The following is a 23,483-nucleotide window of genomic DNA, read 5'->3' as shown; positions in this document are numbered from 1 at the left end:
GATGAGACACCCCTCAGATCACATACAGATCCATGTATTCGTGGACCGGCATCGCTTCCAGCGTCTCCTGATCCAGCGACGCCGCCAAAATGCGCTGCTGCTGACGCGGCGGAAACACGCGCGCCAGGTTGGTGCGGAACTTGATCTCCAGCAGCGGAATGCCGTCGGCGCGGCGGCGCTTGTGGCCGATGGGGTATTCGCAGACGATTTCATCCAGCGCCGTGCCATCGTTGAATTGCACGGTCAGCGCGTTGGCGATCGAGCGCTTGGCGGGGTTGTGATAGTCGCTGGTGAACGCGGGATCCTCGACGCAGACGATCTTGGCGCGCAGCGCGTCAATGCGCGGATCTTGCGCGATCTCGTCTTCGTAGTCGCCCGCGGTCAGGCGTCCGAACAGCACCGGCACGGCCACCATGTATTGGATGCAGTGGTCGCGGTCGGCGGGATTGTTCAGCGGTCCCTTCTTGTCGATGATGCGGATGCACGCTTCGTGCGTGCGGATCCGGATCTGTTTGATGTCGTCCGCGCTTTTGCCCTGCGACTTGAGCAGATCGTGGATCTGCATGGCGCATTCCACGGCGGTCTGCGCATGGAATTCGGCCGGAAACGAGATCTTGAACAGCACGTTTTCCATCACGTAGCTGCCGTACGGTCGCTGGAACTTGAACGGCTGGCCCTTGAAAAGCACGTCGTAAAAGCCCCAGGTCTTGGCGCTCAGCACCGACGGATAACCCATTTCGCCGGTGCGTGCGATCAGCGCCAGGCGCACCGCGCGGCTGGTCGCGTCGCCGGCGGCCCAGCTCTTGCGGCTGCCGGTGTTGGGGGCGTGGCGATAGGTGCGCAGGCTCTGGCCGTCGACCCAGGCGAGCGACACCGCGTTGATGACTTCGTCGCGGGTCAGGCCCAGCATCTGCGCGACCACGGCCGTGGACGCCACCTTGACCAGCACCACGTGGTCCAAGCCCACCTTGTTGAAGGAGTTTTCCAGCGCGATGCAGCCCTGGATTTCGTGCGCCTTGATCATGCCGGTCAGCACGTCGCGCATGGATAGCGGCGGCTTGCCCGATGCGACTGCCGTGCGCGACAGCCAGTCGGCCGTGGCAAGGATGCCGCCCAGGTTGTCGGACGGGTGGCCCCATTCGGCCGCCAGCCAGGTGTCGTTGAAGTCCAGCCAGCGGATCATGGCGCCGATGTTGAACGCGGCCTGGACCGGGTCAAGCTGGAATTGCGTGCCGGGCACCTTGGCGCCTTGGGGCACCATGGTGCCCGGCACGACCGGACCCAGCAGTTTGCGGCAAGCCGGATATTCCAGCGCTTCCAGGCCGCAGCCCAGCGTGTCGATCAGGCAGTTGCGTGCGGTCTCGTACGCCAGCTCGCTGCGGACTTCATAGTTGAGCACGTAGTCCGCGATATCGGCCAGGACCTGGTCGGGCTCGGGACGTACGTTCGAGATCGGGGCAGACATAGCAGTACCTCTTCGGAAAAGTGAATACAGGTGGCCATGCCGCGCCCTCGATCGCGTTTAACCTGCGCTTGTCTTTACTTGCGCTTGTCGATGGGCACGAACTTCTGGTCTTCCGGGCCCACGTAATTGGCGGTGGGGCGGATGATCTTGTTGTCGATGCGCTGTTCGATGATGTGGGCCGACCAGCCCGCGGTGCGCGCGATGACGAACAGCGGGGTGAACATGGCAGTGGGCACGCCCATCATGTGATAGCTGACGGCCGAGAACCAGTCCAGGTTGGGGAACATCTTCTTGACGTCCCACATGACGGTTTCCAGGCGTTCGGCGATGTCGAACATCTTGGTCGTGCCGGCCTTCTTGGACAGCTTCTTGGCGACGTCCTTGATGACCTTGTTGCGCGGGTCGGAGACCGTGTAGACCGGGTGGCCAAAACCGATGATGACTTCCTTGGCTTCCACGCGGCGGCGGATGTCGGCCTCGGCTTCTTCCGGGGTTTCGTAGCGCTTCTGCACTTCGAATGCGACTTCGTTGGCGCCGCCGTGCTTGGGGCCGCGCAAGGCGCCGATCGCGCCCGAGATGGCCGAGAACACATCCGAACCCGTGCCGGCGATGACGCGGGCCGTGAACGTCGAGGCGTTGAATTCGTGCTCGGCGTACAGGTTCAGCGAGATGTGCATCGCCTTGACCCATTCGTCGCTGGGCTTCTCGCCATGCAGCAGGTGCAGGAAGTGGCCGCCGATGCTGTCGTCGTCCGTCTGCACGTCGATGACGCGGCCGTTGTGGCTGAAGTGGTACCAGTAGAGCAGGGCCGAACCCAGGTTGGCCATCAGGCGGTCGGCGATATCGCGCGCGCCCGGGGTGTTGTGGTCGTCTTTTTCGGGCAGCACGCAGCCCAGCACCGACACGGCCGTGCGCATCACGTCCATCGGGTGGCTGGCGGCGGGCAGGGCTTCCAGGGCGACCTGCAACTGCGCGGGCAGGCCGCGCAGGCTGCGCAGCTTTTCCTTGTAGGCCTTCAGCTCAGCCTTGTTGGGCAGCTTGCCATGGACGAGCAAGTGGGCGATTTCCTCGAACTCGCTGGTATGGGCGATGTCCAGGATGTCATAGCCGCGATAGTGCAGGTCGTTGCCGCTGCGGCCGACGGTGCACAGTGCGGTATTGCCCGCGACCACGCCGGACAGCGCAACCGACTTCTTGGGCTTGAAACCGGCTTTTTCTTCCGGCTTGGCGTCCGATTTGGCTTCTTGCTTCTTGGGAGCCGTGCTCATGTCTCTACTCCTTTCCTTACGCGATGGAAGATGCAATGGGTGGCGGACGGCGCCGCGGGTCTGCCGCGGCGCGCGCCTGAGGGGGCCGGACTACGCCTTGCCCTTTTGGAAGAGCGCGTCCAGCCTGGATTCGAATTCGTGATAGCCGATGCGGTCGTACAGTTCTTCGCGCGTCTGCATCAGATCGACGACGTTCTTCTGGTGGCCGTCGCGGCGAATCGCGGTGTAGACGGCCTCGGCGGCCTTGTTCATGGCGCGGAAGGCCGACAGCGGATAGAGCACCATCCCCACGCCGACGCTCTTCAGTTCTTCGACCGAGAAGAGCGGCGTCTTGCCGAACTCGGTGATGTTGGCCAGCACCGGCACCTTGACGGCCTTCACGAAGCGGTCGTAAGTGGGCAGGTCGTAGGCGGCTTCGGCGAAGATGGCGTCGGCCCCGGCTTCGACGCACGCCAGCGCGCGCTCGATGGCGGCGTCCACGCCGTGCGAGGCGATCGCGTCGGTGCGGGCGATCAGGTAGAAGTCGCTGTCGGTGCGCGCGTCGGCGGCGGCCTTCACGCGGTCGGCCATTTCCTCGGTGGTGACGATTTCCTTGCCGGGCCGATGGCCGCAGCGCTTGGCGCCGACCTGGTCCTCGATGTGGCAGGCAGCGGCGCCGAACTTGATCAGGCTCTTGACGGTGCGGGCGATGTTGAATGCCGACGGTCCGAAGCCGGTGTCGATGTCCACCACCAGCGGCACGTCGCACACGTCGGTGATGCGGCGCACGTCGGTCAGGACGTCGTCCATCGTGTTGATGCCCAGGTCCGGCAGGCCCAGCGAGCCGGCCGCGACGCCGCCGCCGGACAGGTAGATCGCGCGGTAGCCGGCGCGCTTGGCCAGGAGGGCGTGGTTCGCGTTGATGGCGCCGATGATCTGCAGCGGATGCTCTTCGGCGAGCGCGCGGCGAAAGAGGGCGCCGGGCGATTCGGGTCTGGACATGGTTGTCTCCTGTTCTTGGTAGCCCACGACCATATCGCGGGTCCGAAAAATAAATCTGTCCCCTGCGCGACAATCCCCGCGGCACACGCTTTTGCGGCTGGGCAAAGAGACAGGTGTATTTCCCGGTACTGCGTACGTCCCGGGCCGCGCGCATTGCGGGCCCGCTTAAGGATTGGGCCCGCATGAACGGGCCCAATCCTTTACTGCGCGCTGCTTACTTCAGCAGGTCCTTGACGCCGTCGCGCTCTTCGAGGAGCTCTTTCAGCGTGAAGTCCAGGCGCTCACGCGAGAAGGCGTCGATTTCCAGGCCCTCGATGCGCTTGTATTCGCCGTTTTCGGTCGTGACCGGCACGCCGTAGATGATGCCTTCGGGGATGCCGTAGGAGCCGTCCGACGGGATGCCCATCGTGACCCACTTGCCGTTGCTGCCCAGAACCCAGTCACGGACGTGGTCGATGGCGGCGTTGGCGGCCGAAGCGGCCGAGGACAGACCACGGGCTTCGATGATGGCGGCGCCGCGCTTGCCCACGGTGGGGATGAACGTGTCGCGGTTCCAGGCGTCGTCGTTGATCAGCTTGGACAGCGATTCGCCGCCGACGGTGGCGAAGCGGAAGTCGGGGTACATCGTGGGCGAGTGGTTGCCCCACACGACCAGCTTTTCGATGTCGGCGACGGCCTTGCCCGATTTGGCGGCCAGTTGCGACAGGGCGCGGTTGTGGTCCAGGCGCAGCATGGCGGTGAAGTTCTTGGCGGGCAGGTCCGGCGCCGACTTCATGGCGATGTAGGCGTTGGTGTTGGCGGGGTTGCCGACGACCAGGACCTTGACGTTGCGGCTGGCGACGTCGTTCAGGGCCTTGCCCTGAGCCGTGAAGATCTGCGCGTTGACGGACAGCAGGTCCTTGCGTTCCATGCCCGGGCCGCGGGGACGGGCGCCAACCAGCAGGGCCACGTCGGCGTCCTTGAAGGCGGTGCGCGGGTCGCTGTGCGCGGTGACTTCCTGCAGCAGCGGGAAGGCGCAGTCATCCAGTTCCATGATGACGCCCTTCAGAGCCTTTTGCGCTTTCTCGTCGGGGATTTCCAGCAGTTGCAGGATGACGGGTTGATCTTTACCCAGCATTTCGCCCGAGGCGATGCGGAATAGCAGTGCGTAACCGATTTGGCCGGCGGCGCCGGTGACGGCGACACGCAAGGCAGGCTTGGACATGGACGTTCTCCGTAATGGTTTGGCGAGAAAAAATCTCACCAATCAGTGTAATCGTTGGGCGCGGTAACAAGCGGCCGCAAAGGGCGCTGCGCGTCGCGCGGACAGCTTTGAATCCTAGATCGAATTAACGTAAGCGTCAATTGATCTTCTATCTTATATAAGACATAAGACGTTGGACAGCTCGCCTCCCGATATGCCACAATAGAGCGTTTATTCGAATGCGCCGCGGCCTGCTGGGCAGCGCGCCTGTATCAAGCCATAAGGCCGGCGGCAGCAGCGCATACGGATGAGTTTGCATCCCTTGGCGCTGCCTTCTCATTCATCCGGATAAACATGACACTTTCAAGAAGATCCATGGCAGAGCCTCGGCCCGAAACCTCCTTACGCAATCGCGCCGCCCGTCCAACGGGCGAGGGAGCCGCTTTCAGTCCTCTCTACCGCCAGATCAAGGATCTGCTTGTCCAAAGCCTCGAGCGCGGCGAATGGAAGCCCGGCGAGCTCATCCCCAGCGAAATCGATCTGGCCGCCCGTTTTCAGGTGAGCCAGGGCACGGTGCGCAAGGCGGTCGATGAGCTGGCGGCCGAGCACATGCTGCTGCGCCGCCAAGGCAAGGGCACTTTTGTCGCCACCCACCACGAAGCCCGCGTGCGCTACCGCTTTCTGCGCCTGGCCCCCGACGAAGAGGGCGAGGCCGGCCGCGCGGAGAGCCGCATCCTGGAATGCCGCCGCACCCGCGCGCCCGCCGAGATCGCCCGCGCGCTCGACCTGCGCGCCGGCGAGACCGTCGTCATGATCCGCCGCCTGCTGTCCATGGGGCAGACACCGACCGTGCTGGACGACATCTGGCTCCCTGGCTCCATTTTCCGAGGTCTCACCCTTGAGCTGCTGACCGCCAACAAGGCGCCGCTCTATGGCCTGTTTGAATCCGAATTCGGCGTCAGCATGGTGCGCGCGGACGAGAAGCTGCGCGCGGTCGCCGCGCCGGCCGAAGTCTGTACGCTGCTTAATGTTGTCGCCGGAACGCCGTTGTTGCAGGTAGACCGAGTGTCTTACACGTACGGTGACCGCCCCATGGAAATTCGCCGGGGGTTGTACTTGACCGATCGATACCACTACCGCAATAGTCTGAATTGATGAGCTTTTTACCTACGATTTGATACCAACCCGTCTCTGGGCGAAAATACCGCGTTTGCCCGCAAGGGCCGCGGCAATTTAGCCGTAACGATTCCCTAGTTCCGAAACACCGAGGCCGTCATGTCCGACACCGCTGCCAAGCCACGTCCGCAGTTTCGCAATATTGGTATTGCGCAACTTGCCAGTTACCGCCTGCCCCTGGCCGGCAAGCTGTCCATTCTGCACCGCGTCAGCGGCGCGTTGTTGTTCCTCTGTCTTCCCTTGGTCATCCTGCCGTTGTTCGCGGCCAGCGTGGCCGCACCGCAGACGTTCGCCGCCGTGGCCGCGTACGCCGGCAATCCGATCGTCAAGCTTGTTTTCCTCGTTCTCGTGTGGGGCTACCTGCACCACTTCTGTGCGGGCATCCGATACCTGCTGCTGGATCTGCACATCGGTATCGACAAGCAGTCGTCCAAGAAGAGCGCGGGCGTGGTGTTCGGCGTCAGCCTCGCGCTGACCCTGGTGTTCGCTCTCAAACTGTTCGGAGTGCTGTAAATGGCCGCCGCTAAAAACTACGGACCCAAGCGCCTGGTCGTCGGCGCCCACTATGGCGTCATGGATTTCATCATCCAGCGCATCACCGCCGTCATCATGGCCGTGTACACGCTGGTGCTGCTCATCGGCATCCTGATGATGCCGGCCTTCACGTACGAACACTGGACCGCGCTGTTCAATTTCTACGTGGGCGTTCTTCCGGTTGGCCAGATCCTGGCCACCCTTGCATTCATTGCGCTGGCCTGGCATGCCTGGATCGGCGTGCGCGACATCTGGATGGACTACGTCAAGTCGGTGGGCGTGCGCCTGCTGCTGCAAGTGCTGACGATCCTCTGGCTGGTCGGTTCGGTCGTTTACTTCGCGCAAATCCTCTGGAGCATTTAAGCCGTGGTCTCTGTCATGAAATCCTTGCCGCGCCGCCAGTTTGATGTGGTGGTCGTTGGCGCCGGCGGAGCCGGCATGCGTTGTTCGCTGCAACTGTCCCAAGCGGGCCTGTCCGTTGCGGTGCTCTCCAAAGTGTTCCCCACGCGTTCGCACACCGTTGCCGCGCAAGGCGGCGTGAGCGCCTCGCTGGGCAACATGAGCGAAGACAACTGGTACTGGCACATGTACGACACCGTCAAGGGTTCGGACTGGCTGGGCGACCAGGACGCCATCGAATTCATGTGCCGTGAAGCGCCGAACGCCGTGTACGAGCTCGAGCACTTCGGCATGCCGTTCGACCGCAACCCCGACGGCACGATCTATCAGCGTCCGTTCGGCGGCCACACCGCCAACTTCGGCGAAAAGCCGGTCCAGCGCGCCTGTGCCGCTGCCGACCGTACCGGCCACGCCCTGCTGCACACCCTCTACCAGCGCAACGTTGCCGCGCGCACCCAGTTCTTCGTCGAATGGATGGCGCTGGACCTGCTGCGCAACGAAGCCGGCGACGTCGTGGGCGTGACCGCCCTCGAAATGGAAACGGGCGAAATCTACATTCTGGAAGCCAAGACCACGGTGCTGGCCACCGGCGGCGCGGGCCGCATCTGGGCCGCTTCCACCAACGCGTTCATCAACACCGGCGACGGCCTGGGCATGGCTGCCCGTGCCGGCATCCCGCTGCAAGACATGGAATTCTGGCAGTTCCACCCGACCGGCGTGGCCGGCGCGGGCGTGCTGATCACGGAAGGCGTGCGCGGCGAAGGCGGCATCCTGCTGAACAAGGATGGCGAGCGCTTCATGGAGCGTTATGCCCCCACGCTGAAGGATCTGGCGCCGCGTGACTTCGTGTCGCGCTCGATGGACCAGGAAATCAAGGAAGGCCGCGGTTGCGGTCCGGACGGCAGCTACGTCGTGCTCAAGCTCGACCACCTGGGCGCCGACGTCATCAACAAGCGTCTGCCCTCGATCCGCGAAATCGCCATCAAGTTCGGCAACGTCGATCCGATCAAGGAACCGATCCCCGTCGTTCCGACCATCCACTACCAGATGGGCGGCATTCCGGCCAACTACCATGGCCAGGTGCTCTCGCGCGAAAACGGCGAGAACAAGATTGTCAACGGCCTGTACGCCATCGGTGAATGCGCCGCGGTGTCGGTCCACGGCGCGAACCGCCTGGGCACGAACTCGCTGCTCGACCTGATCGTGTTCGGCCGCGCCACCGGCAACCACATCGTGAACTCGCATCCGGAGCGCCAGCGCGCGCACCAGGACCTGCCGCAGCAGGCCGTCGAGTTCTCGCTGGACCGCATCAACAAGCTGGAATCGCGTACGTCCGGCGAAAAGACGCAAGACATCGGCAATGCCATCCGCTTCTCGATGCAGCGCCACTGCGGCGTGTTCCGCACGCTGGAGCTGCTGAACGAAGGCGTGACCCAGATCGAAGACCTGGCCAAGCAAGCCGACAGCATCTACTTCAAGGACAAGTCCAAGGTGTTCAACACCGCCCGCGTCGAGGCGCTGGAACTGGCGAACATGACCGAAGTGGCCCGCGCCACGATCAAGTCGGCCGCCGCCCGTACCGAAAGCCGCGGCGCGCATGCGCTGGACGACCACCCGACGCGCGACGACGAGAACTGGCTGAAGCACACGCTGTGGTACTCCGAAGGCAGCCGCCTGGATTACAAGCCTGTTCAGATGAAGCCGCTGACGGTCGAGTCCTTCCCGCCCAAGGCGCGTACCTTCTAAGTCCGGATTGAGCCCACTATGAGCAACAAGAGAATCGTCAAGTTCGAAATCTACCGCTACGATCCGGACAAGGACGAGCGTCCCTACATGCAGAAGCTGGACGTCGAACTCCAGCCCACCGACAAGATGCTGCTTGATGCGCTGGTGCGCATCAAGAACGACGTCGATGACAGCCTGGCCCTGCGCCGCTCGTGCCGTGAAGGCGTGTGCGGTTCGGACGCCATGAACATCAACGGCAAGAACGGCCTGGCCTGCACCACGAACCTTCGCGAACTGAAGGAACCGATCGTGCTGCGTCCGCTGCCGGGCCTGCCGGTCATCCGCGATCTGATCGTGGACATGACGCACTTCTTCAATCAGTACCACTCGATCCGCCCGTACCTCATCAACGACACGCCGCCGCCCGAGAAAGAGCGTCTGCAGTCGCCCGAGGCGCGCGAAGAGCTGGACGGTCTGTACGAGTGCATCCTGTGCGCGTGCTGTTCCACTTCCTGCCCGTCGTTCTGGTGGAATCCGGACAAGTTCGTCGGCCCGGCCGGCCTGCTGCAAGCCTACCGCTTCATCGCCGACAGCCGCGACGAAGCCACTGGCGAGCGTCTGGACAACCTGGAAGATCCGTACCGTCTGTTCCGTTGCCACACGATCATGAACTGCGTCGACGTCTGTCCGAAGGGGCTGAACCCGACCAAGGCGATCGGCAAGATCAAGGAACTGATGGTCCGCCGCACGGTCTAGTTTTTGTGTATTTGAGGTGTACGAATGAGCAGGCTAACTGAACTGGAGCGGGCGCGACTGCGTTGGCGGGCGCGCCGCGGCCTGCTCGAAAACGACTTGATCATCACCCGGTATCTGGATGCCCACGAGGCTGAACTTACCGATGATGACGTGGCCGCATTGACCCAGCTTTTCGAGATGGGAGACAACGATCTTCTCGATCTGCTGCTGGCTCGTAAGGAACTCGAAGGCGAACTGGATACACCGAGGCTTCGAGGCATTATTGGCCAGATGCGCGCGCTCTGATTAATTGAGAGGAATAAACATGAACCTGTCTGACAAAAAAGCCACTCTGTCCTTCTCGGATGGCAGCGCACCCATTGAGTTCCCTGTCTACAAGGGCACGGTCGGTCCGGATGTGATCGACATCCGCAAGCTGTATGGCCAGACGGGCATGTTCACGTTTGACCCCGGCTTCATGTCGACGGCTGCCTGCGAATCGGGCATCACGTACATCGACGGCGACAAGGGCGAACTGCTGTACCGCGGCTTTCCGATCGAACAGCTGGCCGTGAACTGCGACTTCATGGACATCTGCTACCTGATCCTGAACGGCGAACTGCCGAACCAGGAACAAAAGGCCGATTTCGACTCGCAAGTCACCCATCACACGATGGTCAATGAGCAGCTGCATTTCTTCCTGCGTGGTTTCCGCCGCGACGCCCACCCGATGGCCGTCCTGACGGGCCTGGTCGGCGCGCTGTCCGCGTTCTATCACGACTCCACCGACATCACGAACCCGCAGCATCGCCACATCTCGGCCATCCGCCTGATCGCCAAGATGCCGACGCTGGTTGCGATGGCGTACAAGTACTCGCAAGGCCAACCGTTCATCTACCCGCAGAACGACCTGTCCTACACGGGCAACTTCCTGCGCATGATGTTCGCCACGCCGTGCGAAGACTACAAGGTCAATGAAGTCGTCGAGCGCGCGCTGGACCGCATCTTCATCCTGCACGCCGATCACGAGCAAAACGCCTCCACCTCGACCGTGCGCCTGTGCGGTTCGTCGGGCACCAACCCGTTCGCCGCCATCTCGGCTGGCGTGGCTTGCCTGTGGGGCCCGGCTCACGGCGGCGCCAACGAAGCTTGCCTGCAGATGCTCGAAGAACTGCAAGCCAACGGCGGCATCGCCAAGGTCGGCGAGTTCATGGAGAAGGTCAAGGACAAGAACTCTGGCGTGCGCCTGATGGGCTTTGGCCACCGCGTCTACAAGAACTACGATCCGCGCGCCAAGCTGATGCAGGAAACCTGCAAGGAAGTGCTCTCGGCCCTGGGCCTGGAAAACGACCCGCTGTTCAAGCTGGCCATGGAACTGGAACGCATCGCGCTGTCGGATCCGTACTTCGTCCAGCGCAAGCTGTACCCGAACGTGGACTTCTACTCGGGTATCGTCCAGCGCGCGATCGGCATCCCGACCTCGCTGTTCACGGCCATCTTCGCGCTGGCCCGCACGGTGGGCTGGATCGCCCAGTGGAACGAAATGCTGTCGGATCCCGACTACAAGATCGGCCGTCCGCGTCAGCTGTTCACCGGCTCGGTCACGCGCGACGTGCCCCCGATGGACAAGCGTTAATTCGCAATCCCCATCCAGAAGGCGCCGCCTTCCGGCAAAACGCCAGTCAGCCCAGCGCCGACTGGCGTTTTTTTCTGGCGGCTACGGTTTGGCGGTTACAGATAGTTCATCGTGAAGGTGACTGCCGAGTTGGCGGAACCCGGTGTGACCTTGGCGCCGGTTTGACGATATCTGGCGCGCAAGGGGATTTTGAAGCTGCCGCCCGTTGCGCTGTTGTAGCCGGCAAACGGCAGCTTCGTTCCCAGCACGGCCGGATTTCCGTCGGCGTCCAGCAACTGGACGCCGACGCCTGTCGCCGTTGAATTCGCATCCAGGCCGATAACCGTGTTTGCGGCGTCCACGATAGGCGTGACGGCATCGATCTGGTAGTGAATGGCGCTCATGCCTGCGGGGCAGCCGTTCAAAGAAATATCGAACCCAACAAGCTGACTGGAAGAGCCCGCTCCCTTGAATACCGACGCCTGGGGAGACCCGAGGGATACGGAAACGTTGGGCGTGGTGCAGGCCTGCGACATCAGTAACAGCGCCATGGTGACAAACTGGATCTCCACGCCGGGGTCCTGAGCGAGCATGCTGCCGACTTCATTCGAGAACGATGCCGCGCTTGCAATGGTTGTCGGCGGAACGATGCCGGTGGCTACGGGGCCCGTTTTGACGAACATCGCGCGTAGCTGCCCGCCGTTGGTAAGCGCGCCCTGCATGTTGCATCCCCGGGTTCTCCAGGTTCGGTTGAGGGCTTGGAATGCCGCCCATCCGCAGCCGTTGACGTAGCTCCGGGCGCCAATGATGATACCCAGGCCATCGACGCCTGTCGCATGGACGTCATAGGTGATTCCGTCAACGACCTTCGTCTGCCCCGCGCTGGGAACGACGGTGTGCATACCGGTTGCCGTGGTGGCGCCTCCGGAAACGCTGCAGTTGAACCAATCGGTAGTGGCTGCGGTTGTCAGCCAGTCGGTGAGGGCCGTGCCGATGGCCGCATCACGGGGTATCGTGATGTGAGGCGGCGTGTTCACGGAAACCGAGCTTATCGTCTGGGTGCAGGTCGAGGCCGCCCACGAGGCCGTGGAACCCAACAAGGCAAGCAGCCCGAGCGCCGCACGCAACATGGTCTTGTTCATCAATATTCCCATCATCAATTTTTGGCGATCCGGGCTGGCACCGTCTTGTCGCAGAGCAGCCCGCTCGCCTGGGGCAGCGATGCATCCTTGAGACGCTGTTCGGTTAGGGCATAGCCAAACGTGCAAGCTTCGCCATCGTTCGCGCCCCATTTCACGGTCAGGATGCCCTGTGTGTCCTTCAACCCGCGCGCAAGCACGCGGCCGCCTTGCGCCACGACACCCACGCTGTTTCCGTCGGCGTCCTGCACGTCGGCGCCAAAGGGAAGGGGCTCTCCGCTGCGCGTGGCCACCGTCAGCAGCGCCGCGCTTCCCGCGTTTTCGGTTTCGAAGCTCAGCCGAACCACCGCGCCGGCGGTGGGGGCCACATGTTGCTCGGTCGCCTTGAGTTCGACGTTCAGCGGCAGGCCCTTGGGGTCGAGCTCAATGCTGTTTCTGGCGTAGGGCGTCAATGCCGATACGACCCCGCGGCCCTTGGAATCCAGGCGCACCCCGCTGCTGGTGAGCACCCGCGCGCCAGCGGCGTCTTTCGCCTCGACGATTGCGATTGTTTCGCCGGCGTTTGGCGTCATGACGACGCCGCCGCCATACGCCACGACGCCGCCGGAAAAGCTCGCGCCGTATTGCGTGTAGTTCGAGCTGGTGCTGGCGTTGGCCGACACGGCGGCCACCGGCGTGCGGTACGAGGCGTTCGCCGCGATGTTGGTGTTGGCCGGACCACTTGACGACATGGCACGCCCGGCGCTCACGCCATAGTTGAATGCGTTGTCGGCGCCGAGGGCCCCCGCCACCGATTGCTGGATGCTGCTCGAACCGTCCGATCCCTTCTGCATGCTGGTCGACGCGTAGACCGGGTTTTGGTTGCGGCCCAGCGGAATGCCCACGTTGAGCATGACCTGGTTGTCCCACTTCTGCGTACCCACGTTGAGCTGACGCGTCGCCGACACGGTGTAGTTCACGTTCTTGTAGCTGTTGCTGTAGCCGGCCTGGATCTGGGTGTCGCGGCCGCGTTTGTCCCAGTAATCCTGCGTCGATCCGGTGAAATGGATGGATCCATAGCCCTGCGGCAGTTTCTGGTTGATGGTCGCCTGCAGGCGGCCGCGCTGCGTTCCATACTGGCCAGCGCCTTGCCCGTGCTCCTGCCGGGATCTCAGTTCCATGGCGTCGGCCATGCTGAGGTATCCGCGGCTGGAATAGCGATAGGCGCCCAGCGTGAGACTGGTGCTGGTGGGCTCCAGAAATTTGGAGTAGCTCAGTTTGACGCTTTGTCCATTGCGGTTCTTTTCTTTGGACAGGCGCGTGGCCGCCTGGGTGATGTCCAGCCCAAACGCGCCGAAATCCGTGTTCAACGCGGCGCCGCCCAGTACGGCGCCGTAGCCTTGCGCCGCGGTCAGGCCGCCGTAGGCGGTCACGAGATTGCTGATGCCATGCTGCACAGTCGCTTGCGCCATCAGGGGCCGATCGGCCGTCTGCGGCGTGCGGTATTGGCCAGCGGTAACGCTGTATCGGGTCACGCCCGGGCGCAAGGAATTCACGGCGCCGGAGAAAGGAACCCGGGAGACCAGGACCCGGCCGTCGGCTTCGTTGACCACCATTTCCAGATCGCCGCCGTATCCCGTGGCATACAGGTCGTCGATGATGAACGGGCCGGGGGCCACGGTCGTTTCGTAAATGATGTTGCCGTTCTGGCGGACCTGGACGCGCGCGTTGGTGTTGGCGATGCCGCGCAGCGTCGGCGCGAAGCCGCGCTGCGATTCGGGATACATGCGATCGTCGCTGGACATCTGCACGCCCCGGAAGCCGACGCTGTCGAAGGTGGACCCGTCCGTGAATGCATCGCCGATGACCAGCTGGCTTTTCATGCCGGTGATGTTGCGCCGCAGATTGGTCTGCACGCTTTGATACTGCAGGCCGCTCTTGCTGTCCTTGGTCGCGTTGCCGGTGTGGCGCAGGCGCCAGGGGCCGACGTTCGCGCCGGCGTTCAGACCCGCAAAACTCTGTGTCGAAGCCTTGCCATCAGCGCGAGAGGTGTAGAAGTTGGTGTTGTAATTCAATAGCGCGGCCGGCACCCCTTCGTCCCAATGCTTGGCGTCCACGAAACCGCGGCCCTGTCGGACCAGCGACGCCTGCGGCACCGTCACGTTCAGCCGCTGCTCGCCCGCATCGAACTCTGCGCGCGCTTCCTTCACCAGGTCGGTCAGCGCGACGCATTGGTCGCCGGACAACTGTCCGGCGCGCGGGGCGTCAACCTTGGCGAGATCGATGCCCGCCAGCTCCACCAGCGCCTGGTCGAAGCACGCTTGAAGCGGCGCATTTGCGGAAGCAGGTTTGCCGATGCGCACGTCAGAACGTCCCAGCCAGCGGTCGTTCACCAGCACGTCGAGGCGGTAGGTGCCCGGGATCGCGCTGTTTGAGCGCGAGAACTGGCTGACGTCCACGTTCGCGCCGCCCAGAAAGGCTTCGTTGAACTCCACGTCCGCTTCCACGGCGGCGAGCTCGGTGCTGCCTGCGGCCCAGGCAGTTGCGCTGAGCAGGCTTAGCGTGATCGCGGCGAGCGCGAAATGCGGCGTGGTAGCAAGACGTTCCATGATAGGCACGGGCGTGATCAGGCGCGGCGCTGCCGGCAGGCTGGTGCCGGCCGATCGTGCCGCGTTGCTGGCGTCGGGAATGGGGTTGGTGAGCGGACAGCCGGCCGGTCGAGCCGGGCCGGTAATGCTTATGTCGCGCTAGGTGGCGCTGACGGACCCGGCGCCTTTGACCGCGCCGCCATGGTCGTTCAGGAAGCGGTACGTGACTTCGGCATTTGCGCCCTGGACCACGTCGCCCACAAGGGGAAGGATCTTTTTTTCGCCCGGGGCAAGCATGTCCCCGTCGGCGAACTGGGCGCGCTTGCCGTTGCTTGCCACGTTTACCTCGATGAAGGTGACGTGATACGGCGTGGGGTTGGTGGCTTCGATGGCGTTGCGGTTGCCGGACTTGACCAGGCGCCAGCTGACCTGCGAGGGCGCGTCCTCGGCCTTGCCTTTGAGCCCCGCGGGCCGATAGAACAGCTTGATCCGCGACCGGAACGCCATCTGCAAGAGGTTCTGATTGGCTTTGTCCTTGGGCGGGATTTCCAGCACGTTGAGCCAGAAGACGGATTCCTTGTCCCGGGCCATCGGTTCGCCCGTATGCATCAGGCGCAAGGTCTGGCCCTTGCCTTGGTCGATTCGGGTGACGGGCGGCGTCACGATAAACGGCACCTGGATGGATCCGGGCGCTGCCTTGGCGTCGCCCTTGTCGATCCAGGCTTGGGTGAGGGCGGGTTGGTCGCCCTCGTTCTTGAGCTTGACGTTGACTTCCGCCTGCCCGGCCTCATAGACGATCCGCGTACTGCCAATGACGACGGCTGCGGTTGCCGGCGCGGCGGCGAAGATATGACCTGCCAACGCTCCGGCAGCTAGGACTACTTGGAATGGGTTCATCGGTTTCCTCGGACTGTAAATGGGGCTTGACTACTGATCCGGGCGTCTTCAGGGCAACGCAAAGGCCAGGCCGGACGGCTTATTGATAAATGATGGTGTACTTGGCGGTGGCGGTTACGTTGCCTGCGCCGGCTTGGCCGAGCGCGAAGTACTGGGCCCGGTAATGAAGCGCGGCCTCGCCACTGTTCAAGGAAACGGCTTTGGAGTTCTGGGCTTCGTCGGCCACGGTGACGTCGATAGGCGTTTCGTCGCTATTGAGGAGGCGGATTTCAACGTTGCTCGCGCCACCTGCGGCGGTGGTCAGGTTGCCGGTTGCGGCATTGCCGTTGGCGCCGGGTTCAAACTGCGTGTGAACCGTGCCCGTATCCGGGGTGCAGGCCGTCAAACGGATGGTGAAAGGCGTGGTGCCGGCCGTTTGGCCTGCCGTCGTCAATGCATCGACACCGACCGTGGGCATGAGCACGTTGAAGCTCTTGCTGCCTGTGCCGTTGCCATCGATGGTGCAGGTGTTGGCGGAGACCGCGCCCGTGAAGGTGATCGTGCCGTCCGCGGCCAATGCCGGTTGCGAAGTGGAAGCGAAAGCGCCGATGGCCAGCGCAATGAATACCTTGGACTTCATAAGTTGATTTCTATCAAAAGGGCTGAAAAGCAATGCGCCGACGGTGCTGTTCAGAGGTTCATGGCGTACATCTCGGCGACATGTGTGATTACAGTCGGTCCTGGAAGCGGCGTCTTTAATAAAATTCTGATAATTCGCCAGAGATTAATTTTGCGGATAGCATCACCGCCATGATTCCGATAGCACTTCCCAGCGCCAACTTTTTCATCTTGCTTACCGCCGGCTTTTTCGCCGGGCTCCTGCTGTTAGGGTGGGTGCTGGTTCTGGCAGTCAGCCGCGGCGCGCGGCGCGCGGTTCGCAAGTATTGGAAGACGTCGGCCGTCCTCTGCCTGGTGCTGCTGGTGCCGTTCAGCTTCTACGCGTGGTTCCAGACCATGATGTGGCAGCTCGAGCGGGAGATCGAACGCGGTGAAGCGGCGCGCAATGTGATGTTGCAGCAGCCCACGGCGGTAAGCGGCGTCGAGATGCCGGCGGGGACACGCCTGAAGCTGCAGGACGAAGGCAAGCTGGATACCTACGTCGAGGCCAGTTTTCCGCAAGCCGTGTCCATGCTGGGTGTAGAGGCGACCTGGGTGCGGCGTTATCTCGATGCCGAGTATGAAAAGGAAACGTACGCGCTGCTGGGCAGGCATCCGCGTTCGGTGATCCTGCGCGGTGCCGGCGTGCAGACGGTGCAAGGCTGGCATTGCGACGCCACGCAGGACATCAAGTTCGACGTGATGCCTGATGGCGCCATCAAGGCGTTCGAGGAATGTGTGCTGGCGGACGGCAATCGGGCCGCGGGCCTGGAGATCGCACCGGGCGCCGTATTGCGCGGGTCGGACGGCACCGTCTATGTCGATGGGTCGCGCGACCCGGACCGCTGGCGAGTGGAAGTGAAGGGCGAGACGGCCGTGCAGGTGTTCGGGCTATATCTGAGCCGGCCCAGCATCTACCTGGATGCGTCGCGCGAAGTGCTGCGGGTCACGGATGCGGAGCTGGCATGCCGCACGCCGTTTGGCGGCGTGACCTATGCCGCGGGCACGCAATTCAAGACGGCTCGGCGCAAGGCTTCGGGCGAGCGTGAGCCGTACCCGGGCATCCTTGTTTTTTCGCCCTGGGATGGCCAGGCCGCCAAGCGACCGGGACATGAGGACGTGCCCGAGGGCCAGTCCGTGATGCAGACGTTGCAGGGCGAGGTGATCGACATCGTGGAGAACGAAGCGGCGGGGGTGTTCCGCTTCGACACGTTCATCGTCGATGGCAAGGAGCCGGAACGCCCGGCGCGGGCGCGCTGCCCCTAGCCGCCGGGATCCGCCAACCCATCAATAGCCGATGCCCCGCGCCATCAGCACCGCGAAGAGCGGCAGGAAGATGAACAGGTGCGAGGCGATCATCACCCAGCGCCGCGCGCGTTTGATCTCGGGCAGGGCGGGGACGAACTCGGGCTGCTGGCGACGTTGTTTTGCCCAGCGCAGGAATGTGAGCGTGGGCGGGATGGAACAGAGCGCGATGACGACGAAGAGCGAGATCTTGGCGTGGAACCAGGGATTGCTCATGTAGAACACGGCGCCCTTGGCGCCCAGCGTCAGCCGCAGCACGCCGGTGACCAGGACCAGGATCGCGGACACGCCGTAGAGGCGGTCGTAGATGATGAGGCGTTTGACGCCGGCTGGCGTCAGGTCGGGCCGCAGCAGAACGGCTTCGGCGGTCAGGACCACCACCAGTACGAAGATCGCCAGGTAATGGAACCAGGCATACATTGCATCGGCCAGCATGTCGTCTCCAGGTAAAGGACAAGCTAGGTTTTACCATCCCGAATGAAAACGGGCGCCCCGTTGGGAGCGCCCGCGTGTCTTCAGTGAGACGCTGCGATCAGCGGCGGCGCTTCTTGGCTTCTTCCGCGGCTTCCTGCTGCGCGTCCACCACGGCCAGCGCCGTCATGTTGACGATGCGGCGCACGGTGGCGCTGGTGGTCAGGATGTGCACGGGACGCGCGGCGCCCAGCAGGATCGGACCCATCGCGACGCCATTGCTGCCGGTCATCTTCAGCATGTTGTACGTGATGTTGCCGGTGTCCAGATTGGGCATGACCAGCAGGTTGGCGCGGCCCTTCAGCGTGCTGTCCGGATAGGCCAGGACGCGGATCTTTTCGGACAAGGCGGCGTCGGCGTGCATTTCACCGTCGACTTCGAGGTCGGGCGCGCGGTCTTGCACGATCTGGCGCGCGGCGGCCATCTTGCGCGACGATTCGGTGACGCGGCTGCCGAAGTTCGAGTGCGACAGCAGGGCGATCTTGGGCACCACGCCGAAACGCAGCATTTCGTCGGCGGCCTGGATGGTGATGCTGGCGACTTCGTCAGCCGAGGGGTTCTCGTTGACATGCGTGTCGGTGACGAACAGCGTCTGGTCGGGCAGCATCAGCACGTTCAGGGCAGCGTACGTCTGGCCTTCCTTCTTGCCGATGATTTCGTCGATGTACTTGAGCTGGTTGTCGTACTTGCTGGCCACGCCGCACAGCAGCGCGTCGGCATCGCCACGGCGCAGCAGCATCGCGCCGATCAGCGTGTTGTGCTTGCGGATCATCGCCTTGGCGATGGCCGGCGTCACGCCTTCACGGCCCTTCAGCTGGTAGTACGCGTTCCACGTCTCGTTGAAGCGGCTATCGTCTTCGGGATCGACGATCTCGAAGTGCTGGCCGGCGACGAGGCGCAGGCCGGCCTTCTGGATGCGCATCTCGATGACGGCGGGACGGCCGATCAGGATCGGGAACGCCAGCTTTTCGTCGGCGACCGTCTGCACGGCGCGCAGGACGCGTTCGTCTTCGCCGTCGGCGTAGATGACGCGCTTGGGCGCCTTCTTGGCCTGGGCGAACAGCGGACGCATCAGCTGGCCCGAGTGGTACACGAAGCCCATCAGCTTCTGGCGGTAGGCTTCGATGTCTTCGATGGGACGGGCGGCGACGCCGGAGTCGGCGGCAGCCTGTGCCACGGCCGGGGCGATCTGCACGATGAGGCGCGGATCGAACGGCTTCGGGATGATGTACTCGGGGCCGAACGACAGTTCCTGGCCGGCGTAGGCGCGGGCGACTTCATCGTTCTGCTCGGCCTGCGCCAGATCGGCGATGGCCTTGACGCACGCCAGCTTCATTTCCTCGGTGATGCGCGAAGCGCCAGCATCCATGGCGCCGCGGAAGATGAAGGGGAAGCACAGGACGTTGTTGACCTGGTTCGGGTAGTCCGAGCGGCCCGTTGCGATGATGCAGTCCGGGCGCGCGGCCTTGGCGATTTCGGGGCGGATTTCCGGTTCCGGGTTGGCCAGGGCCAGGATCAGCGGGCGGTCGGCCATGGTCTTGACCATGTCGGCCGTCAGCACGCCGGCGGTGGAGCAGCCCAGGAACACGTCGGCGCCATTGACCACGTCGGCGAGCGTGCGCGCGTCGGTCTTTTGCGCGTAGCGCTTCTTGTTGGCTTCCATGTTCTCGTCGCGGCCGTCCCAGATGACGCCGCGCGAGTCCACCACGAAGATGTTTTCGCGCTTGATGCCCAGGTGGACCAGGAGGTCCAGGCAGGCGATGGCGGCGGCGCCAGCGCCCGAGCATGCCAGCTTGACCGAGCCGATGTCCTTGTTCACGACCTTCAGGCCGTTCAGGATGGCGGCCGACGAAATGATGGCGGTGCCGTGCTGGTCGTCGTGGAAGACGGGGATCTTCATGCGCTCGCGCAGCTTCTTCTCGATGTAGAAGCACTCGGGCGCCTTGATGTCTTCAAGGTTGACGCCGCCCAGCGTGGGTTCCAGCGCGGCGATGATGTCGACCAGCTTGTCCGGGTCGTTTTCGGCGAGTTCGATGTCGAACACGTCGATGCCGGCGAATTTCTTGAAGAGGCAACCCTTGCCTTCCATCACGGGCTTGGCGGCCAGCGGGCCGATGTTGCCCAGGCCCAGCACGGCGGTGCCGTTGGTGATCACGCCCACGAGGTTGCCGCGCGACGTGTACTTGGAGGCCGCGTCATCGCCTTGGTCGAAAATGGCCATGCAAGCCGCAGCCACGCCGGGGGAGTAGGCCAGGGACAGGTCGTCCTGGTTGGCCAGGGTCTTGGTCGGGGTGACCGAGATTTTGCCGGGAGTGGGATAGGCGTGGTAGTCCAACGCCAGTTTGGTAAGAGTTTCGTCCATGGGATCGGGGCCTGAAAGGGCTAACGGAAAAAGACAGGGATGAAAAAAACAGGGATGCCAAAAGGCGGGCTCGCGGCCCGCCGTATTCTTTGCGAAATGCTTGGGGAACACCCGTATTTCACCAGAAAGCGCGGGTGCTTGGTTGCTGCACTGCAGCGAGTGTTCGCTTTGGTTAGCTTTTAATCAAGCAAACACATGCGCTGCGTCAGTCCGATGGTCGAGGGTCAGACTTCCCAAGGCGGCGCCTGGCGGCTGCCGGCATTCAGGGATTCGCGCAGCGCGCGCGCGTCGTCCTGCCTGCCCAGGCTGTCCAGCGCGTACAGGGCGATCCACTCCGCGCTCACTTCGAAGAAATCGCGCAACCTTGCCCGGGTGTCGCTTCGCCCGAACCCGTCCGTGCCCAGCGTGCGGTAGGGCGCGGTGACGAACGCGCGGATCTGTTCGGGCACGGCGCGCACGTAGTCGCTGGCGGCGATCACCGGCGCGCCGCTGTCGCCCAGGCACGCGCGCACCCAGTCCTGATCCGCAGGGGCGTCCAGGCCCAGCACGCGGGCGCGCTCGGCCTGCCGCCCGCTGCGGGCCAGCTCGGAAAAGCTGGTGACGCTCCAGACCTCGGCGTCCACCCCGAATTCGTCGTGCAGGCGCGTGGCGGCCAGCTCGGCCTCGCGCAGCATGGGGCCGGCGGCCAAGAGGCGCACCTGCGCCTTGCCGCGCGCGGGCCGCAGCCGGTACAGGCCGCGCAGGATGCCTTCGCGCGTGGCCGGGTCCTGGGGCATGCCGGGCTGCGCCAGGTTTTCGTTCGTGACGGTCAGGTAGAAGAATTCGTCGCGCTGTTCGTCCAGCATGCGATGCATGCCATGTTCGACGATGACGGCGACTTCGTAGGCGTAGGCCGGGTCGTAGGCGCGGCAGTTGGGCACGGTGGCGGCCATGATGTGGCTGGAGCCATCCTGGTGTTGCAGTCCCTCGCCGCCCAGCGTCGTGCGGCCCGACGTGGCGCCGATCAGAAAGCCCCGGGCGCGCTGGTCGGCCGCGGCCCAGATCAGATCCCCGATGCGCTGGAATCCGAACATCGAGTAATAGATATAGAAGGGCAGCATCGGCAGGCCGTTGACCGAATAGCTGGTGCCCGCCGCGGTCCATGACGAGATCGCGCCGGCCTCGGTGATGCCTTCTTCGAGGATCTGGCCGTCGCGGGCCTCGCGGTAGTACAGCACCGAGCCGATGTCCTCGGGTTCGTAGAGCTGGCCCTGCGCGGAATAGATGCCGATCTGCCGGAACAGGTTGGCCATGCCGAAGGTGCGGGCTTCATCGGCGACGATGGGCACGATGCGCGGCCCGACGGTGGCGTCTTTCAGCAGCGCGGTGAGCATGCGCACGATGGCCATCGTGGAGGACATTTCCTTGCCGTCGGCAGCCAGGGCGAAGCGCGCCCATTGGTCCGCGTCCGGGGGCGCGAGCCGTGGGGCCTCGGCGTTGCGGCGCGGGATGTAGCCGCCCAGCGCGACGCGGCGCGCCTGCAGGTGGCGCATCTCGGCGCTGTCGTCGGCGGGCCGGTAGAACTTGAGCGCCAGGCAGTCGGCATCGGAAATCGGCAGGGCGAAGCGGTCGCGGAAGGCGAGGAGCGCCTCGTCGTCCAGCTTTTTCTGCTGGTGGGTCGTCATTTTGCCCTGGCCCGCCGTCCCCATGCCGAACCCCTTCTTGGTCTGCGCGAGGATGACGGTGGGCTGGCCGCGGTGGCGCGCGGCGCGGTGGTAGGCCGCGTGGATCTTCACCATGTCGTGGCCACCGCGGTGCAGCCGGTCGATGGCGTCGTCGGACCAGTCAGCCACCAGTGCGGCGAGTTCCGGATTCTGATTGAAGAAATGGGCGCGGTTGAAGGCGCCGTCGTTGGCCGCAAAGGTCTGGAACTGGCCGTCCACCGTGTTGGCGAACGCGCGAGCCAGCGCGCCGCCCGTGTCACGGCGCAGCAGCGCGTCCCAGTCGCTGCCCCAGACCAGCTTGATGACGTTCCAGCCCGCGCCGGCGTACAGGGTTTCCAGCTCGTCGATGATGCGGCCGTTGCCGCGCACCGGACCGTCCAGGCGCTGCAGGTTGCAGTTGACGACGAAGATCAGGTTGTCGAGCTTTTCGCGCGCGGCCAGCGTGAGCGCCGCGATGGATTCGGGCTCGTCCATTTCGCCGTCGCCGAAGATGCCCCACACCTTGCGGTCGGCGCCGGGCACCAGCGATCGGTGCTCCAGGTAGCGCATGAAGCGCGCCTGGTAGATCGCGTTGATGGGGCCGATGCCCATGGAACCGGTGGGGAACTGCCAGAAGTCCGGCATCAGCCACGGGTGCGGGTAGGACGACAGGCCCCGCAGGCCGCGCGTGGTGGCCGTGATTTCCTGGCGGAAGTGCGCCAGGTCGTCTTCGCCCAGAAAGCCTTCCAGGAAGGCGCGCGCGTAGACGCCGGGCGCCGAGTGCGGCTGCATGTAGACGATGTCGCCGGGGTTGCCGTCCGAGCGCGCGCGGAAGAAATGGTTGAAGCCGACCTCGAACAGGTCGGCGGCCGACGCGTAGCTGGCGATGTGGCCGCCCAGCTCGCCATGCGCCTGGTTGGCGCGCACGACCATGGCCAGCGCGTTCCAGCGGTTGATGCGGGCGATGCGCTCTTCGACGGCCAGGTTGCCGGGGAAGGGCGGTTCCTGGTCGGCGGGAATGGTGTTCAGGTAGGCGGTGCGGGTCTGGCTGTTGGCGCGCAGGCCGAGCGAGGCGGCATGGCCCAGCACGCTGTCCAGCACATAGCCGGCGCGATCGGCCCCGTCTGCCTCCAGCAGGGACTGCAGCGCTTCGCGCCATTCGGCGGTTTCTGCGGGGTCGGCGTCGTCTTGGAGGGCCGTTCCGGAAAGAGGCTGGCGAGGGTCGAGCATGGTAAGTCGTCTCCTGTTTTTTCCTCATGCTAGACCCATGCGCCAGGCATGAGGCATCGAAATCCCCGGCCGGATCCAGCGCTTTCAGCATAATGTGTCGTCATGGGCGGGCG

19 protein-coding genes are annotated in these 23,483 nt (G+C 64.0%); 8 read left to right on the top strand and 11 right to left on the bottom strand.

Features of this window, described 5'->3' with window-relative positions; genetic code table 11:
* Positions 1-13: 13 nt before the first annotated feature.
* From ASD71_RS18420 to ASD71_RS18405, 4 genes are all read right to left on the bottom strand, one after another.
* A complete protein-coding gene (locus ASD71_RS18420) occupies positions 14-1,465 on the bottom strand; it encodes a bifunctional 2-methylcitrate dehydratase/aconitate hydratase (protein WP_056567874.1) in 1,452 nt (483 codons plus the stop codon).
* 74 nt (positions 1,466-1,539) lie between these two features.
* Positions 1,540-2,733: a 2-methylcitrate synthase gene (prpC, locus tag ASD71_RS18415; RefSeq protein ID WP_056567870.1), complete on the bottom strand. Its 1,194-nt coding sequence runs from the start codon at positions 2,731-2,733 to the stop codon at positions 1,540-1,542.
* 90 nt (positions 2,734-2,823) lie between these two features.
* Complete coding sequence (prpB, locus tag ASD71_RS18410; RefSeq protein ID WP_056567866.1) at positions 2,824-3,714, bottom strand: methylisocitrate lyase; 891 nt, start codon at positions 3,712-3,714, stop codon at positions 2,824-2,826.
* A gap of 214 nt (positions 3,715-3,928) precedes the next feature.
* Entirely contained in the window at positions 3,929-4,918 is a 990-nt protein-coding gene (locus ASD71_RS18405; protein ID WP_008161849.1) for a malate dehydrogenase, read from the bottom strand.
* Positions 4,919-5,272: 354 nt separating this feature from the next.
* On the opposite strand from ASD71_RS18405, the gene ASD71_RS18400 reads away from it, so the two are divergent.
* The 7 genes from ASD71_RS18400 (at position 5,273) to ASD71_RS18370 (ending at position 11,102) form a co-directional block, all read left to right on the top strand.
* A complete protein-coding gene (locus tag ASD71_RS18400; protein ID WP_056567863.1) occupies positions 5,273-6,052 on the top strand; it encodes a GntR family transcriptional regulator in 780 nt (259 codons plus the stop codon).
* 120 nt (positions 6,053-6,172) lie between these two features.
* Positions 6,173-6,586 carry a succinate dehydrogenase, cytochrome b556 subunit gene (gene sdhC, locus ASD71_RS18395; protein WP_056567860.1) on the top strand — a complete coding sequence of 138 codons (414 nt, stop codon included), beginning with the start codon at positions 6,173-6,175 and terminating at the stop codon, positions 6,584-6,586.
* The gene (gene sdhD, locus ASD71_RS18390) at positions 6,587-6,970 is read left to right on the top strand and encodes a succinate dehydrogenase, hydrophobic membrane anchor protein (protein ID WP_056567857.1); all 384 of its coding nucleotides are present in this window, start codon (positions 6,587-6,589) and stop codon (positions 6,968-6,970) included.
* 3 nt (positions 6,971-6,973) lie between these two features.
* Positions 6,974-8,752 (top strand): succinate dehydrogenase flavoprotein subunit, encoded by a 1,779-nt coding sequence (gene sdhA, locus ASD71_RS18385; RefSeq protein WP_056567855.1) that lies wholly within the window; start codon positions 6,974-6,976, stop codon positions 8,750-8,752.
* An 18-nt stretch (positions 8,753-8,770) separates the two neighbouring features.
* The gene (locus ASD71_RS18380; RefSeq protein ID WP_056567852.1) at positions 8,771-9,487 is read left to right on the top strand and encodes a succinate dehydrogenase iron-sulfur subunit; all 717 of its coding nucleotides are present in this window, start codon (positions 8,771-8,773) and stop codon (positions 9,485-9,487) included.
* Between the two features lie 24 nt (positions 9,488-9,511).
* On the top strand, positions 9,512-9,772 hold the full coding sequence (locus tag ASD71_RS18375) for a succinate dehydrogenase assembly factor 2 (protein WP_056567847.1): 261 nt from the start codon (positions 9,512-9,514) through the stop codon (positions 9,770-9,772).
* Between the two features lie 19 nt (positions 9,773-9,791).
* Positions 9,792-11,102: a citrate synthase gene (locus tag ASD71_RS18370; RefSeq protein WP_025141293.1), complete on the top strand. Its 1,311-nt coding sequence runs from the start codon at positions 9,792-9,794 to the stop codon at positions 11,100-11,102.
* A 95-nt stretch (positions 11,103-11,197) separates the two neighbouring features.
* On the opposite strand, the gene ASD71_RS18365 is transcribed toward ASD71_RS18370, so the two are convergent.
* The 4 genes from ASD71_RS18365 to ASD71_RS18350 all read right to left on the bottom strand — a co-directional run bounded on the left by ASD71_RS18365 (position 11,198) and on the right by ASD71_RS18350 (position 16,336).
* Complete coding sequence (locus ASD71_RS18365; RefSeq protein WP_162253570.1) at positions 11,198-12,223, bottom strand: fimbrial protein; 1,026 nt, start codon at positions 12,221-12,223, stop codon at positions 11,198-11,200.
* A 14-nt stretch (positions 12,224-12,237) separates the two neighbouring features.
* Positions 12,238-14,808 (bottom strand): fimbria/pilus outer membrane usher protein, encoded by a 2,571-nt coding sequence (locus tag ASD71_RS18360; RefSeq protein ID WP_056567842.1) that lies wholly within the window; start codon positions 14,806-14,808, stop codon positions 12,238-12,240.
* 138 nt (positions 14,809-14,946) lie between these two features.
* Positions 14,947-15,684, bottom strand: coding sequence for a fimbria/pilus periplasmic chaperone (locus ASD71_RS18355; protein WP_056567839.1), 738 nt, complete (start codon positions 15,682-15,684; stop codon positions 14,947-14,949).
* Between the two features lie 79 nt (positions 15,685-15,763).
* Entirely contained in the window at positions 15,764-16,336 is a 573-nt protein-coding gene (locus ASD71_RS18350; protein ID WP_369818974.1) for a fimbrial protein, read from the bottom strand.
* A gap of 137 nt (positions 16,337-16,473) precedes the next feature.
* Between ASD71_RS18350 and ASD71_RS18345 the strand changes: the two genes are divergently transcribed.
* Complete coding sequence (locus ASD71_RS18345; RefSeq protein ID WP_056567833.1) at positions 16,474-17,586, top strand: hypothetical protein; 1,113 nt, start codon at positions 16,474-16,476, stop codon at positions 17,584-17,586.
* Between the two features lie 21 nt (positions 17,587-17,607).
* Here the strand turns inward: ASD71_RS18345 and ASD71_RS18340 are convergent, their stop codons facing one another.
* From ASD71_RS18340 to mdeB, 3 genes are all read right to left on the bottom strand, one after another.
* Positions 17,608-18,060, bottom strand: coding sequence for a DUF2214 family protein (locus tag ASD71_RS18340; protein WP_056567830.1), 453 nt, complete (start codon positions 18,058-18,060; stop codon positions 17,608-17,610).
* Between the two features lie 97 nt (positions 18,061-18,157).
* Positions 18,158-20,458 carry an NADP-dependent malic enzyme gene (locus ASD71_RS18335; RefSeq protein WP_056567827.1) on the bottom strand — a complete coding sequence of 767 codons (2,301 nt, stop codon included), beginning with the start codon at positions 20,456-20,458 and terminating at the stop codon, positions 18,158-18,160.
* Between the two features lie 224 nt (positions 20,459-20,682).
* Positions 20,683-23,370, bottom strand: coding sequence for an alpha-ketoglutarate dehydrogenase (gene mdeB, locus ASD71_RS18330; protein ID WP_056567824.1), 2,688 nt, complete (start codon positions 23,368-23,370; stop codon positions 20,683-20,685).
* Positions 23,371-23,483: the final 113 nt, after the last annotated feature.

This window comes from Achromobacter sp. Root565 (genome assembly GCF_001427425.1).
Taxonomy (GTDB): domain Bacteria; phylum Pseudomonadota; class Gammaproteobacteria; order Burkholderiales; family Burkholderiaceae_B; genus Achromobacter; species Achromobacter spanius_D.
Note: the sequence above shows the minus strand (reverse complement) of the source record. Positions and strands in the feature narration are given on the sequence as shown.

What these genes read in the sequence shown, in the direction of transcription:
- ASD71_RS18420 (WP_056567874.1), bottom strand. Translation starts at nt 1,465, where the DNA reads ATGTCTGCCCCGATCTCGAACGTACGTCCCGAGCCCGACCAGGTCCTG.
- prpC (WP_056567870.1), bottom strand. Translation starts at nt 2,733, where the DNA reads ATGAGCACGGCTCCCAAGAAGCAAGAAGCCAAATCGGACGCCAAGCCG.
- prpB (WP_056567866.1), bottom strand. Translation starts at nt 3,714, where the DNA reads ATGTCCAGACCCGAATCGCCCGGCGCCCTCTTTCGCCGCGCGCTCGCC.
- ASD71_RS18405 (WP_008161849.1), bottom strand. Translation starts at nt 4,918, where the DNA reads ATGTCCAAGCCTGCCTTGCGTGTCGCCGTCACCGGCGCCGCCGGCCAA.
- ASD71_RS18400 (WP_056567863.1), top strand. Translation starts at nt 5,273, where the DNA reads ATGGCAGAGCCTCGGCCCGAAACCTCCTTACGCAATCGCGCCGCCCGT.
- sdhC (WP_056567860.1), top strand. Translation starts at nt 6,173, where the DNA reads ATGTCCGACACCGCTGCCAAGCCACGTCCGCAGTTTCGCAATATTGGT.
- sdhD (WP_056567857.1), top strand. Translation starts at nt 6,587, where the DNA reads ATGGCCGCCGCTAAAAACTACGGACCCAAGCGCCTGGTCGTCGGCGCC.
- ASD71_RS18380 (WP_056567852.1), top strand. Translation starts at nt 8,771, where the DNA reads ATGAGCAACAAGAGAATCGTCAAGTTCGAAATCTACCGCTACGATCCG.
- ASD71_RS18375 (WP_056567847.1), top strand. Translation starts at nt 9,512, where the DNA reads ATGAGCAGGCTAACTGAACTGGAGCGGGCGCGACTGCGTTGGCGGGCG.
- ASD71_RS18370 (WP_025141293.1), top strand. Translation starts at nt 9,792, where the DNA reads ATGAACCTGTCTGACAAAAAAGCCACTCTGTCCTTCTCGGATGGCAGC.
- ASD71_RS18365 (WP_162253570.1), bottom strand. Translation starts at nt 12,223, where the DNA reads ATGAACAAGACCATGTTGCGTGCGGCGCTCGGGCTGCTTGCCTTGTTG.
- ASD71_RS18360 (WP_056567842.1), bottom strand. Translation starts at nt 14,808, where the DNA reads ATGGAACGTCTTGCTACCACGCCGCATTTCGCGCTCGCCGCGATCACG.
- ASD71_RS18355 (WP_056567839.1), bottom strand. Translation starts at nt 15,684, where the DNA reads ATGAACCCATTCCAAGTAGTCCTAGCTGCCGGAGCGTTGGCAGGTCAT.
- ASD71_RS18345 (WP_056567833.1), top strand. Translation starts at nt 16,474, where the DNA reads ATGATTCCGATAGCACTTCCCAGCGCCAACTTTTTCATCTTGCTTACC.
- ASD71_RS18340 (WP_056567830.1), bottom strand. Translation starts at nt 18,060, where the DNA reads ATGCTGGCCGATGCAATGTATGCCTGGTTCCATTACCTGGCGATCTTC.
- ASD71_RS18335 (WP_056567827.1), bottom strand. Translation starts at nt 20,458, where the DNA reads ATGGACGAAACTCTTACCAAACTGGCGTTGGACTACCACGCCTATCCC.
- mdeB (WP_056567824.1), bottom strand. Translation starts at nt 23,370, where the DNA reads ATGCTCGACCCTCGCCAGCCTCTTTCCGGAACGGCCCTCCAAGACGAC.